Origin of the sequence: Acinetobacter pittii, assembly GCF_034064985.1 — a bacterium.
Lineage (GTDB): Bacteria > Pseudomonadota > Gammaproteobacteria > Pseudomonadales > Moraxellaceae > Acinetobacter > Acinetobacter pittii_H.
In genome coordinates, this window is record NZ_CP139249.1 from 1,663,669 (window position 1) to 1,676,393 (window position 12,725).

Consider the following 12,725-nt stretch of genomic DNA (forward strand, 5'->3'; position numbering starts at 1 on the left):
AGCGAGATTTAAAGAACTTGTCTTAAATCCCGCGCAGTCTCTTGCAATAGGGGCAAAATATGTTGAATTAAATATTCTTCAGTTGTTCTCATGGTTGGAGAAACAATGTTTAAAGCAGCAACCACTTTAAAGTCTTGTCCATAAATCGGTACGGCGAGCGCATGAACTCCTAATTCGTGTTCTTCACGTGAATAACACCAGTCTTGTTCTCGAATCTCTTGTAGTAACTCTAGAAATTTATCATTTTCGACATGCGTATATTTGGTTAGACGCTGAAGAGGATATTTTTGGAGCCAGTCCAATTGCTCTTCTTGGCTTAAATGTGCCAGTAAAATTTTACCTGCAGATGTCGCATGAGCAGGCAGACGGTTACCCAAGTGCAAACCATATGGATTTACCCGGTCAGTTTGTTGGTGGGCAGCACTACGGGCAATGGTAATGGCTTCATAACCATCAAGTACCATCACTGAATAAATAAGGGAAGTCTGGTTAGTTAGAAGGTTTAATAAAGGCTGGGACACTTTTGGAAGCTGAGCTGCACCTAAATAAGCTCCTGAAAATTTGAGAACTTTAGGTGTTAAATAATAATAGTGACCATCTGACTCAAGATAACCTAAATATTCTAAAGTTAATAAATGGCGTCTTGCTGCCGCTCGGGTGAGTCCAGTTTTTTCGGCCGCCTTAGAAATATTTAAACGATGTTGATTACTGCTAAAGCTATCTAAAATTGACATACCTTTACCGATGCCAGCAATGTAATCTTCATGACGAATCGTTTTTTTATTGTCCTGATTCTGGATTATCCGTTCATCTTTACTCATTACTGATCCTTGTACGATAGAAGCTTAATAGATCAATTCGCTTTACTGAAAAAGTTTAATAATTTCATGTCGCAAAAATTGATGTCTTAAATTATCCCTTAAATCTTCGTGCCAAAACATACCCATTTTAATATTGGTTATCTCAAAAGGCAGAGAATGTAAGCGAATTGCAGCACTATAAGACAAATGCTGCAAAATCATACGAGGCATCGTAAGTATTGCGTCGGCTTGAGCTCCCAAAACTTGTAACGCTGTTGAGTAGTTTTGACAGCGCATAAATACATTTCTTGAAATTTTTTGGTGTTGGTTTAAATAAATATCTTCAAGTAAAGCGCCCGTACGGCGTGACGAAACACCAATATGTCGACCACTAATATAACTAGCTAAATCGACTTCTTTAAGTTGGCTGCAAATGACGAACTCATCTGTTACCAAATGGTCAAAGGTAATTTTTGGAGATAAATATTGTTCTAGGTCAATCACGAAATCGAGCTGCTGCGTCGCCAAGTCCGCCATGATGTGTTTTCGATCTAGCTTCATACTCACAAACTGCAAATCTAAATTAAGATTTTGAAAGTGTTGAGCTAACCTTGGAAGAATAATTGGCTCAATTTCATCATGCACGGCGATTTTTAAGTTTTTTAAGCTTGTTGGATCGAACACATGCTTCTGCTGGCTAATATTTTGAATGGTTAAAAGTGCTTGTTTCACAGTTGGATAAATCTGTTCTGCAAAAGGAGTGGCTGACATTTTATTGCCTACTCGTATGAATACATCATCTTCAAGTTGCTGGCGTAATCTTTGTAAAGCATGACTTGCTGCTGACTGGGTAATATTAAGGCTACTTGCGGCATTAGAAATGCTTTTTTGTTCATAAATCGCGATAAAAAGCGGATATAAATTGATATCAATCCGGTGGAAAAAACTTAGGTCTAGGCCATGTAGGTTATGAATATTATTCATGAGATGTTATTTAATAAAATCATTTCATTCATATTAAGTTTCAAGTTATGTTGATGTAAAGACCAGATAATGATGTGAAGGAAAAAAGAATGTTTGAACTTTCAAAGAAAGCTCAAGATTTTGCTGAGCGAACAAGAAAATTTATTTTAGAAGAAATAGAACCTGTCGAAGCAAAATTTTGGGAAGAGGTTCACGAGTTAAATCCAGATGGAAACTGGAAAAAGTGGCAGTGGCCGGAGCTTTTAGAAACTCTGAAATCTAAAGCTAAACAAGCTGGTCTTTGGAATATGTTTTTACCCGATGAAAAGCTCGGTGCTGGGTTAACAGTTCAAGAATATGCCCACATTGCCGAACTGACTGGTCGTAGTTTATTGGCACCTACGGTTTTTAACTGTAATGCACCTGATACGGGAAATATGGAATTGTTATGGCGCTATGGCAGTGAGCAGCAAAAACAGCAATGGTTACAGCCTTTATTGGACGGAAAAATTCGCTCGGTTTTTTGTATGACTGAACCCGACGTTGCTTCAAGTGATGCAACGAATATGCAAGCGACTGCGCTCATCGATGGTAATGAAATTGTTTTAAATGGCGAAAAATGGTGGTCGTCTGGCTTAGGAGACCCAAATGCTAAAGTCATTATTTTTATGGCACATACCCCAGATGAAACTAAAGACCGCCATCATCAACACTCTATGGTTTTAGTACCGATTGATACGGCAGGTGTTGAAATTCAACGTATGTTACCTGTATTTGGTGACTACGATGCACCGCATGGACATGGTGAAGTTCATTTTAATAATGTTCGAGTGCCTATTGAAAACTTTATTGGTGGAGCGGGGCAAGGCTTCGAAATTGCACAAGGTCGTTTAGGGCCGGGGCGTATTCACCATTGCATGCGCTGTATCGGAGCTGCTGAAAAAGCACTAGAACTTATGATTGATAGAGGCATGTCTAGAACGGCGTTTGGCAAAGAAATTCTAAAACTCGGTGGAAACCTAGAGCGTGTAGCCGATGCGCGAGTAGCCATAGATCAAGCTAGACTTTTAACCTTGTATGCTGCTTATAAAATGGATACTTTAGGAAATATGGCTGCTTTAACAGAAATATCTGCAATTAAAGTAGTCGCTCCAAGTGTATTAGAAAAAGTAGTCGATATGGCGATTCAGCTACATGGCGGTGCGGGCGTTTCAAGAGATACGCCATTAACAGGTTTCTTTGCTCAAGCACGCAGTTTACGTTTAGCTGATGGTCCGGATGAAGTGCATAAAGGCATGATTGCCAAATTAGAGTTGGCCAAACGTGGTTATGGTCGTCATAAGAAAGTATAAGTTTAAAGGAAGTGAATATGTCGGTAATTGATGTAGGCGGTGAAATACGTGAAGGTGAAGAGCTTGATATTGGGGCAGTTGAAAACTGGTTAAAAAACCAAGGTGTTGAGTTGGTTGGTCCAGCAGTCGTTACTCAATATACGGGCGGGGCGTCGAATTGGACTTATCGTTTAAAGTATGAAAATACCGATTTAATTTTGCGACGTCCCCCAAAAGGAACAAAAGCGAAGTCAGCCCACGATATGGCCCGTGAATATATGGTGCAGAAAAATCTTGCGCCTTATTATCCAGTGCTTCCTAAAATGGTTGCACTTTGTCAGGATGAATCGGTCATTGGCTGTGATTTTTATGTCATGGAACGCATTGAAGGCATTATTCCTCGTGCAAAATTACCGCCTGAGCTTGGTTTTAATGAAGATGATGTCCATCAACTTTGTGTAAATGTTATTGATAAGCTGATTGAGCTACATCAAGTTCCTTATGAAAACACGCCTTTAGCTGAACTAGGCAAAGGTGCAGGGTACTGCCGTAGACAAGTTGAAGGTTGGGATAAACGCTATGAAAAAGTCCGCACAATCAACGTTCCTTCATTTAAATATGTCCGAAAATGGCTGAACGATAATATCCCTCAAGACTCTACGACTTGTATTATTCACAATGATTGGCGTTTTGATAACGTGATTTTAGATCCAGAGCATCCAACAGAAGTGATTGGTGTTTTGGATTGGGAAATGGCGACCTTGGGTGATCCATTAATGGATTTAGGCAGTGCTTTGGCTTATTGGGTTGAGCCAACAGATAATATGATTTTTAGATCGACGCGCCGTCAGCCTACTCATTTAAAGGGAATGTTCTCTCGTAAAGAAGTCGTTGACTATTATTTGCAAAAAACAGGTCTAAAACCTCAAAACTGGGCTTTTTATGAAGTATTTGGTGTATTCCGTTTAGCCGTGATTGCCCAGCAAATCTATTACCGTTATTACCATAAACAAACCCGAAATCCTGCTTTTAAAGATTTCTGGATCGTGATTCATGCGCTACATATCCGAGCTTTAAAACTTATCGCACAGCAAAAATTGCAAGAATCAGAATTTGCTCAGCAATCTCTACAGAAAATACAGGGTATTTTAAGAAAATGACCACAATTTATCTGGTAAGACATGGTCAGGCATCATTTGGTAAAAGTAACTATGATGAGCTGTCTGAAAATGGTGAAGCTCAGGCGACTTTGTTAGGCCAATATTTTAAGCAAATATTGAAAGAACAACCTTATGTGGTTGCTGGAACTATGCAACGCCATGAGCAAACTGCAAAGCTCGCACTCAATGAATGTTTTCCAGATGCAGTAATTCATCATAATAATTTATGGAATGAGTTTAACCATCAACAGGTTTTTGCACGCTATGAACCACGTTTTGAACAACCTGAACTGTTAAAAACCGACGTAGCACAGGAACAGAACCCACGCGCTTATCTTGCCAAAATATTCGAAGGTGCCATTGGACGATGGACTGATGGTGATTTTCATCATGAATATGATGAGTCATGGCCGCACTTTAAAGAAAGAGTCGAAACAGCATTGCAGCAACTTTGTGATGAGTTAGCGAAAACTAAGCCTCGTTATGCAGTTGTTTTTACCTCTGGTGGTGTGATTTCTGTAGCAATTGGAAAATTGCTTGAACTGAGTCCCAATCGAACTTTTGCATTGAATTGGGCAATTGCTAATACAAGCCTCACAACTTTGCGTTTGGTTGGAAATGAAGCTCAGGTTTTAAGTTTAAATGAACATCATTTTATAAAAGCTGAGCGGCCAGATTTACTGACATGGATTTAAAATAAGGATAAAAACATGGCAAAGACAATTTTGATTACAGGTGCAAGTTCTGGATTGGGCGCAGGTATGGCGCATGAATTTGCAGCCAAAGGTTATAACTTAGCGATTTGTGCACGCCGTTTAGATCGATTAGAGACTTTAAAAACTGAACTTGAAAATGAGTATGGTATTAAAGTCATTGCAAAAAGTCTGGACGTTACCAATTACGATCAGGTTTTTGAAGTATTTCGCGCCTTTAAACAAGAATTTGGCTCTTTAGACCGAATTATTGTAAATGCGGGAGTCGGAAATGGCCGTCGTATTGGTAAAGGTAATTTTGAAATTAACAGAGCCACAGCTGAAACAAACTTTATTTCTGCTTTAGCGCAGTGTGAAGCTGCGGTTGAAATTTTCAGAGCACAAAACGCCGGTCACTTGGTGGTGATGTCATCCATGAGTGCGATGCGTGGATTACCAAAGCATTTATCGACCTATGCGGCAAGTAAAGCCGCGGTTGCTCATTTGGCTGAAGGTATTCGAGCTGAATTATTGGATACGCCAATTAAAGTCTCAACCATTTTCCCAGGCTACATTCGTACTGAAATAAATGAGGGTGCTAAACATCTTCCTTTTGAAGTAGATGCCAAAACGGGATGTAAAGCTTTGGTCAAAGCCATCGAAAAGCAACCTGTAAAAGCTTATGTGCCGCAGTGGCCATGGTTACCAATGAGTATTGCCATGAAGGTCTTACCTTTAAGGTTAGTCAATAAATTAGGCTAAAAATAACCCCCTAAATTTTAGGGGGTTATTTTTTGATAATTAAAACTTTTTGGTGTAATTCACAAATAAACGGTCTTCACCAAAGTCATTGCCATGTTTTACGTTGTAATCAATACGAATGTATTGCAGAGCAACACCTTTTAAGAATGGCTGCTGAAACGCATAATTTAAAATTACATTCGACTCAGTTTCATGGTTTTTGTCGCCATTGGCTGCTTTAAAGTCATGTCCATAAACATATTTCACCATCGCATTTAAGCCCGGAACATAATCTTTAAAGTCGTAGCCGTACATCACATGGTAAGACTTTTCATCTTCTTTAAAGAAGCCCGTGGCATTCCAGTTAATGAAATACGTCTCTGGTAAGAATCCATCTGGTAGTGGGTAGGCTGACTCACCGATAATCTGTTGGTAACCTAAACCAAAGGTATGGTTTTTCACCTTGACAGTTTCAAGTACGCCGATATTTTGAGCATCAATATCAAAAGTGTTGCCATCATCTTTTGCATTGAAGTATTTAAACTTAGATGTTAAGGCAAACGTTGGCTGCTTCCACGTGTGTTCTAGCCCAACATAGTGTTTGTTGTAGAGGTCTTCTAAATTACCAAAGTAGTACTCGCCTTTTAAAGACGGCGTGAATTGATAACGTAAGTCAATATAATTCAAACCATCAGATTCTTTGGTGATTCCATTTGCGGTGAACGAAAACTTTTTAAAGTCTTCTTCATTTCGTGGTGATACTTTTTCAACCCGACCAATTTCTGCATAGAGCTGATCTGAAAGTTGTGATTTTAAGTTGGTTCCCCAATATGAAGTAAGTAACTGACGGCTGGCATCGACTGCCGTTACAGGTAAATCTAACCAGAGTTCACCAACACTCAAAAGAGTTTTGTCATAGCCGAGTTTTAAGGACGCGCCGTATTTTAGATAGTCTGACGCTTGTGACTGGGTTTCTTTATTAAAAGGCAAAACTGTATCGGCGACATGTTTGTCTGAACTTAAGCGCACGGCGTATTGAACAGATGCATCGGCCCCAATCGTGATTGGCTTATCTGCTATGACTAAAGGGGTGTCGTGCATTTTCGATTTATAAAATAATGATGCTGCCTGAGACCAGCTGCCAGTATCTTTGAGTGCGTCATTATCATAGTCGCGGTTGATATAGGCATTTTTTAAAGTGAATTTCCATTCATCTTCAGTTTGCTGATTTGGATTTGCGGCCCATGAGTTGCTGCACATCAGTAATAAAGTGGCAACAGATAAAGTGCGTGGTTTAAAGCGGTGTAATGATTCCATAATCCATTTCCAAGATGTATGCCAGTCCTCGGCATTACTTATTTTGAAGATTTCGGTACTCTCTATGTGTTTAGACAGAGAGTACGTTTTGCGAATAGAGCGGTGTATTAATTTAATTTTTCGATTTTCATGCTTTCACTAAAGAATTTGCAGCCTTTGAAAAGTAAAATTAAAGCCAACACACAAGAGAGGCCACCCACAATAGATAAAGAAGAGCCCACCATTAACGGACTACCAAAAACTTTATCTGTGATAATTGCGACCAATGTTGTGCCAACACCTAATCCAATTAAGTTACTGACCAAAAGAAAGAGGGCAGAAAGACGTGCTCTAAATTGGTTTGGCGCTAACATTTGTAAAGCAGTTGCCGAAATCACCAGAGGGAAAGATGCAAAGAACATTGCAGGAATCAGTAAACTTACTGACAGCCAGAGCTGATCTGTTTGGGTAAAAAATGAAATTGGAATAATCAGACCAACAATACCAATCACACCCGTAATCATCGGTGCATCTTGGCGTCCTTTTTTAATAAACCAATCGTTTAACCAACCCGCACAAAATACGCCTAATGTGTTTGCAATTAATAGAATCGTGCCGAGCATGTAGCCTGTTTCAGTCGGCGCAAGTTGAAACTTTCGGATATAAAATGCAGGTGTCCAGCTAGTCAGACTGTAGAGTGCCATTGCATAAAAGGTAAAACCTAAATAGTGACAGGCAAATGTTTTGGAATGTTTTTTAATAAACTGAAGACATTGTGAGAATTTAACTTGGTCAACTTGTCCATTTTGGTTGAGCTGTTGTCCTTTACGTGCAGGGTCTTTAACAGTCAGAATAAATAGCAAACCAATAATGATGCCGGGTAACCCTACTACAAAAAAGGCAATTTGCCAGGCTTTAAGTGCACCTAATAGAGGAACTTGAATTAATGTCACACCTTTAAGCAAGTTAATAACATAACCGCCCACTAAAAAGGCAATACCACCACCTAAAAAAGCGCCAATTGAATAAATCCCGACAGCACGACCTAGTTTGTCCTTACTAAACATGTCGCTAAACATCGAGTAAGCGGCTGGAGATAAAGCAGCTTCACCCACGCCTACGGCCATACGGCTCAAGAACAGTTGAATAAAGTTTTTACTTAAACCACAAGTTGCCGTTGCTAGGCTCCAAACAATAATCCCGATTGAAATCAGTTTTGGTCGTGAAAAACGATCGGCAATATAAGCGAGAGGTAAACCCATTACGGCGTAAAAGAGTGAAAAGGCGAGGCCATGTAACAAGCTAAATTGGGTATCTGAAAGTTGAAGATCGGCTTTAATGGGCTCGATCATAAGCGCCAGAATCTGACGATCAATGAATGAAAATATATATGCCAACATACAAAGTGTGACGACATACCATGCATACGCATTGCTTTTCTTTTGTGTCCTTTCAACAGCGATATTACTTTGGTTCATACACTTAATCCTTATGTATAAAACGCTTTAAAAAATTGATATCCAGTTTTTATTGTTCCTCAGAAGTTTTCGATATTTCCCCCTTCAAACTGAATAATAAATAGACTGGAAATGAGTAGTTTGGCCTTGTCCAGACCTGAAAAAGAGTGTCTAAACCCATTTAAGAGATAATTGGGATGTTAAGATCATGGAATTATTATTTTCTTTTTATATGTAAAATTCCATTACTTCTTGAGTATGTTAGAATACCTAAAAAGTATGTTAAGTAAACATATACTAATAATTTAATGAGATAATAAATTGATTATATTAGTTTTTTATTATTTTTAATAAGAGAGCAGCTAAAAAAGATAAATTTTAACTGCTTAAGTGAGCTAATTTTTCATCAAATGAAGTAATTAACTTGAGGGCATGAGATCAAATAATTTTTTTAACTGATGATTTAAATTATGAAGCTCATCTTCTGAGAAGGCATTTAGGATGCCTGCCAAAGTGACCACACTAATCTGATTAATCTGTTCAACCAGCTCAACTCCTTTGGCGGTTAATTTCACCATCGAGATCCGTTCATCGGTAGTAGAAGAGTAGACCTCAACAATTCCATCTTCTACCAAGCGATATACAGCCTTAGTTGCCGTAGTTAACTTTAAAGTAGAAAGATTGGCAATGTCAGTAATACTCGCTTCACCCAAGGCATTGGTACTTAAAATGATTTTACGACGTGTATTATCAATACCTAGTTTTTTTATTGATTTTTCAATGAGTTGTGAGTATTTTCCATTGACTTGGGAAACCCAAAAAAAAGGGAAATTTTGAATACTCGACGGTTCTTTATTAGGAAGAAATTGTTCTAAATGATCAAGCATAGCTAAGCAATAACTTAGTAAAAAAAGGGTAATTCTATTATAAACAAAATTTTGCATATTTCCTTGAACGCACATTAGAAAAATTACTTGACAATTCCATTAAATTTTCTGATATTTTAATTAATGGATAAAAATACATGGAAAAGTGAATGAATATTATTAGCCAAAGTGTGCACAAAGGAAGTGGCAAGCTCAAGGTGATGGTGAAGGACACTATAGATATTCAAGGTCTAAAAACCATTGCTGGCAGTAAAGCTTTATTAGAAGTTGAACCTGCGCACGATGATGCAGAGGTGGTTAAAAACATCTTAAAAGCTGATTGCGAAATTATTGGCAAGACAAATTTGCACGAATTGGCTTTTGGAATTACGGGCATTAACCACGCTTTTGGTACATCAATTAACCCTAAATATCCTGAACTTATTCCGGGTGGCTCTTCAAGTGGTTCAGCCGCAGCAGTTGCAGCAAAGCAAGCTGACTTTACTTTAGGGACAGACACAGGTGGCTCAATTCGTATGCCCGCTGCGTGCTGCGGAGTTTTTGGTTTAAAACCGACTTTCGGTCGGGTAAGTCGCAAAGGTGTATACCCACCGTCAAGTTCTTTAGATTGCGTTGGTCCTTTTGCAAATTCAGTCGAGATGATTGAAAAAGCCATGCAAATTATTGATCCAACTTTTAAGCCGGCTGAATGCACTCTTACACCAAAACTTGCAGTGCTCGATGTCAAAGCAGATGAGATTATTTGGAACTGTATATATCAAGCATTTCAAAAAGCAAATTTAGAGACCGTTTTAGAAAAAGTTGAACATTTTGAAGCAGCTTATGATGCAGGCATGCAGATTATTAACTATGAAAACTGGCAAGCTTTTGGTGAGTTAACTCAAACAGGCTTAATTGGTTCTGATGTAAATAATCGTTTATTAAAAGCAGCCCACACCACTTTAGAGCAAGTAAAGCAAGCAGAAGTTGTGAAAGCGCAGTTGACCCAAGAACTCGATGCTTTATTAGAAAAATATGATGCATTGGTTCTACCGACACTTCCACAAATTCCACCAAAAGTTTCTGAAGCTGAAAACACGGTCGCTTTTTTGAACCTAACCGGTTTAGTTCGACCATTTAATTTATCAGGACATCCAGCTATTTCAGTGCCACTTGAAACCAGTGAAGGCTTGCCTGTGGGCTTACAGTTCGTATCAAAGCATCAAAAAGATGAGCAATTATGTGCAATAGCTAAATTTTGTGTTGATGCAATGCAATAAATTACAAGGAGTTAGATGATGAATAAGTTGTCTAAAATGGAGTTTGCTTCTCAAGACAAAGCAGTTGACTTAGATGCTTTGTGCCAAGAAATTCGTGAGCGTGCCTGTGCAGGTGAGTTTGATAATCAGGCCTATGTAAGCCAAGACATTATCGAAAAACTTAAAAAAATTGGTGTTTACCGTGCTTTGGTGCCTAAACGTTTTGGTGGTGAAGAATGGTCACCACGGCAATTTTGTGAGTTGATCGAGACTTTATCTAAAGCTGATGGTTCAGTGGGTTGGGTAGCAAGTTTCGGTATGAGTCCTGCGTATTTAGGAAGTTTGCCGGAAGAAACGCTGAAAGAGTTGTACCAAAACGGGCCAGATGTCGTATTTGCCGGAGGTATTTTCCCACCTCAGCCTGCCGAAATTACCGATGAAGGTGTGGTGGTGCGCGGACGTTGGAAATTTTCAAGCGGCTGTATGGGCGCTGACATTGTTGGCGTGGGAATTTCACCTCTTAAAAACAATGAAATGCAAGGTTTACCACGCATGGCCGTGATGCCTGCCAACAAAGCCAAAATCGAAATGACATGGGACACTGTTGGCCTAAAAGGTACCGGAAGCCATGATTTGGTGGTTGAAGATGTATTGGTCGAAAAGAAATGGACCTTTGTACGTGGCGAACCTTCAAAACTCAGCGAGCCATTTTTTAAATATCCATCACTGTCTTTAGCGACTCAAGTATTAACCGTGGTGGGTATTGGTGTTGCAGCTGCCGCATTAGAAGAATTTGAAAAATTAGCACCGGGTAAAGCATCTATTACGGGTGGGTCAGAAATTGCAAACCGCCCAGTGACTCAATATGAGTTTGCTCAAGCTGATGCAGAGTTTCAGGCGGCAAAGTCTTGGTTTTATCAAACCATGGATATTGTCTGGAATGAAATTATTGCTGGTCGTGAAGCAACTGCTGAACAGATTAGTGATATGCGTCTGGCATGTACACATGCAGCTCGCGTTTGCGCCAAAGTGACCCGAAAAATGCAAATGCTCGCGGGTATGACAGCGATTTATACCAACAATCCATTTAGCCGTTTTGTAAATGACACCAACGTGGTGACCCAACATGCCTTTATGGGTGATGCAACTTTACAAAATGCAGGTTTAGTCAGTTTCGGATTAAAGCCAACCCCAGGTTATCTATAAGTTTAAATTTTGAAAAAGGAATATTGAGATGGAAGCTAAAAAACCATTACGCGTGTTGTTTTGCATGGGTATTAACCAGAACTTTTTTGATGCAGAACCTGCTGAAGCAAAAGCGGTTTGGGCAGCATTTGGTGAAATGTGGAATGGCATTCATGACCTACCTGGTGTGCATGTTTTTGGGAATCTTGATGATGACCAAAGCATGGTGGGTGCAAGTACGGGCTGGCCTTGGACCACTTATTTGCTTGCAGATGTTCCGGATATTGAGACAGTACATGCAGCTTGTAACTTGTTTAGAACGACCGTGGTGGGTGAAGGGCCATACAAACTTTGGAAATATTGCAAAGTTGAAGCTCGTGTTGGTCGTGAATTGATTATTCAACGTTAAGGCGACCGCAATGACTGACAAAGTGAATATTGCAGAGATTATAGAACGGCTAGAACAGTTGGAAGCACTCAATGCCATTCGTAACTGCATAAACCGTTATATGGAAATCTGCGACGAGCTCAATGCAAATACAGATCTTTATGAGTTGATGAATCTTTTTGATCAAGACTGTATTTGGGAAGGTATTGGTGAGAAATATTCCAAATCTTTTGGTCGTTATGATTCTTGGCAGTCGATTTACGACATGTTTAAAAGCTATACCCAAAAAGAATCTCACTTTGTTATGAATGCACACTTTGTAAATTCAGAACAAATTTATGTAAATCAAAATGATGCAAATGCTTCATGGCTGATGTTGCAAACTTCAACTTTTCAAGATGGCCGTAGTCATCTGAATGCGGCAAAGCTCAAGGTGAAGTTTCAGAAGCAAGCAGATGGAACATGGAAAATTAAACATTTCCAAACACAGAATATTTTCAGTCGTCCGGTATCGCATTGGCAAAGTGAAGCCGAGTTGCCGGTACCTTCCCAGGAATGACCCAGGACATATTTAAAAGGACTATTGA

The 12,725-nt window shown here is 39.3% G+C and carries 13 protein-coding genes; 8 read left to right on the forward strand and 5 right to left on the reverse strand.

Annotation, left to right across the window (positions count from 1 at the left end; translation table 11 throughout):
• Positions 1-8: 8 nt before the first annotated feature.
• Positions 9-821 carry an IclR family transcriptional regulator PcaU gene (gene pcaU / locus SOI76_RS07990; RefSeq protein ID WP_104078778.1) on the reverse strand — a complete coding sequence of 271 codons (813 nt, stop codon included), beginning with the start codon at positions 819-821 and terminating at the stop codon, positions 9-11.
• A gap of 42 nt (positions 822-863) precedes the next feature.
• Positions 864-1,784 (reverse strand): LysR family transcriptional regulator, encoded by a 921-nt coding sequence (gene leuO, locus SOI76_RS07995; RefSeq protein ID WP_014206919.1) that lies wholly within the window; start codon positions 1,782-1,784, stop codon positions 864-866.
• An 89-nt stretch (positions 1,785-1,873) separates the two neighbouring features.
• On the opposite strand from leuO, the gene SOI76_RS08000 reads away from it, so the two are divergent.
• The 4 genes from SOI76_RS08000 to SOI76_RS08015 are packed head-to-tail and all read left to right on the forward strand — an operon-like array spanning position 1,874 to position 5,708.
• Positions 1,874-3,115 carry an acyl-CoA dehydrogenase family protein gene (locus SOI76_RS08000; RefSeq protein WP_104078777.1) on the forward strand — a complete coding sequence of 414 codons (1,242 nt, stop codon included), beginning with the start codon at positions 1,874-1,876 and terminating at the stop codon, positions 3,113-3,115.
• Between the two features lie 17 nt (positions 3,116-3,132).
• Positions 3,133-4,254 carry a phosphotransferase family protein gene (locus SOI76_RS08005; protein ID WP_104078776.1) on the forward strand — a complete coding sequence of 374 codons (1,122 nt, stop codon included), beginning with the start codon at positions 3,133-3,135 and terminating at the stop codon, positions 4,252-4,254.
• A complete protein-coding gene (locus SOI76_RS08010) occupies positions 4,251-4,949 on the forward strand; it encodes a histidine phosphatase family protein (protein WP_104078775.1) in 699 nt (232 codons plus the stop codon). Before SOI76_RS08005 ends, SOI76_RS08010 begins: the two co-directional genes overlap by 4 nt.
• A 15-nt stretch (positions 4,950-4,964) precedes the next feature.
• On the forward strand, positions 4,965-5,708 hold the full coding sequence (locus tag SOI76_RS08015; protein WP_086376173.1) for an SDR family oxidoreductase: 744 nt from the start codon (positions 4,965-4,967) through the stop codon (positions 5,706-5,708).
• Between the two features lie 39 nt (positions 5,709-5,747).
• On the opposite strand, the gene SOI76_RS08020 is transcribed toward SOI76_RS08015, so the two are convergent.
• The 3 genes from SOI76_RS08020 to SOI76_RS08030 form a co-directional block, all read right to left on the reverse strand.
• Positions 5,748-7,004, reverse strand: coding sequence for an OprD family outer membrane porin (locus SOI76_RS08020; RefSeq protein ID WP_104078774.1), 1,257 nt, complete (start codon positions 7,002-7,004; stop codon positions 5,748-5,750).
• A gap of 107 nt (positions 7,005-7,111) precedes the next feature.
• Positions 7,112-8,461, reverse strand: a complete 1,350-nt coding sequence (locus SOI76_RS08025; RefSeq protein WP_009392087.1) for a spinster family MFS transporter — start codon at positions 8,459-8,461, stop codon at positions 7,112-7,114.
• Between the two features lie 398 nt (positions 8,462-8,859).
• Positions 8,860-9,327 carry a MarR family winged helix-turn-helix transcriptional regulator gene (locus SOI76_RS08030; protein ID WP_009392094.1) on the reverse strand — a complete coding sequence of 156 codons (468 nt, stop codon included), beginning with the start codon at positions 9,325-9,327 and terminating at the stop codon, positions 8,860-8,862.
• Between the two features lie 149 nt (positions 9,328-9,476).
• Here SOI76_RS08030 and SOI76_RS08035 point away from each other — a divergent pair, with 149 nt between their 5' ends.
• The 4 genes from SOI76_RS08035 to SOI76_RS08050 are packed head-to-tail and all read left to right on the forward strand — an operon-like array spanning position 9,477 to position 12,697.
• On the forward strand, positions 9,477-10,586 hold the full coding sequence (locus SOI76_RS08035) for an amidase (RefSeq protein ID WP_104078773.1): 1,110 nt from the start codon (positions 9,477-9,479) through the stop codon (positions 10,584-10,586).
• A 36-nt stretch (positions 10,587-10,622) separates the two neighbouring features.
• Positions 10,623-11,771, forward strand: a complete 1,149-nt coding sequence (locus SOI76_RS08040) for an acyl-CoA dehydrogenase family protein (RefSeq protein ID WP_060706136.1) — start codon at positions 10,623-10,625, stop codon at positions 11,769-11,771.
• Positions 11,772-11,799: 28 nt separating this feature from the next.
• Positions 11,800-12,159: a hypothetical protein gene (locus tag SOI76_RS08045; RefSeq protein ID WP_000387550.1), complete on the forward strand. Its 360-nt coding sequence runs from the start codon at positions 11,800-11,802 to the stop codon at positions 12,157-12,159.
• A 10-nt stretch (positions 12,160-12,169) separates the two neighbouring features.
• Positions 12,170-12,697, forward strand: coding sequence for a nuclear transport factor 2 family protein (locus tag SOI76_RS08050; RefSeq protein ID WP_104078772.1), 528 nt, complete (start codon positions 12,170-12,172; stop codon positions 12,695-12,697).
• The last annotated feature ends 28 nt before the right edge of the window (positions 12,698-12,725 follow it).

What these genes read in the sequence shown, in the direction of transcription:
- pcaU (WP_104078778.1), bottom strand. Translation starts at nt 821, where the DNA reads ATGAGTAAAGATGAACGGATAATCCAGAATCAGGACAATAAAAAAACG.
- leuO (WP_014206919.1), bottom strand. Translation starts at nt 1,784, where the DNA reads ATGAATAATATTCATAACCTACATGGCCTAGACCTAAGTTTTTTCCAC.
- SOI76_RS08000 (WP_104078777.1), top strand. Translation starts at nt 1,874, where the DNA reads ATGTTTGAACTTTCAAAGAAAGCTCAAGATTTTGCTGAGCGAACAAGA.
- SOI76_RS08005 (WP_104078776.1), top strand. Translation starts at nt 3,133, where the DNA reads ATGTCGGTAATTGATGTAGGCGGTGAAATACGTGAAGGTGAAGAGCTT.
- SOI76_RS08010 (WP_104078775.1), top strand. Translation starts at nt 4,251, where the DNA reads ATGACCACAATTTATCTGGTAAGACATGGTCAGGCATCATTTGGTAAA.
- SOI76_RS08015 (WP_086376173.1), top strand. Translation starts at nt 4,965, where the DNA reads ATGGCAAAGACAATTTTGATTACAGGTGCAAGTTCTGGATTGGGCGCA.
- SOI76_RS08020 (WP_104078774.1), bottom strand. Translation starts at nt 7,004, where the DNA reads ATGGAATCATTACACCGCTTTAAACCACGCACTTTATCTGTTGCCACT.
- SOI76_RS08025 (WP_009392087.1), bottom strand. Translation starts at nt 8,461, where the DNA reads ATGAACCAAAGTAATATCGCTGTTGAAAGGACACAAAAGAAAAGCAAT.
- SOI76_RS08030 (WP_009392094.1), bottom strand. Translation starts at nt 9,327, where the DNA reads ATGCTTGATCATTTAGAACAATTTCTTCCTAATAAAGAACCGTCGAGT.
- SOI76_RS08035 (WP_104078773.1), top strand. Translation starts at nt 9,477, where the DNA reads ATGAATATTATTAGCCAAAGTGTGCACAAAGGAAGTGGCAAGCTCAAG.
- SOI76_RS08040 (WP_060706136.1), top strand. Translation starts at nt 10,623, where the DNA reads ATGGAGTTTGCTTCTCAAGACAAAGCAGTTGACTTAGATGCTTTGTGC.
- SOI76_RS08045 (WP_000387550.1), top strand. Translation starts at nt 11,800, where the DNA reads ATGGAAGCTAAAAAACCATTACGCGTGTTGTTTTGCATGGGTATTAAC.
- SOI76_RS08050 (WP_104078772.1), top strand. Translation starts at nt 12,170, where the DNA reads ATGACTGACAAAGTGAATATTGCAGAGATTATAGAACGGCTAGAACAG.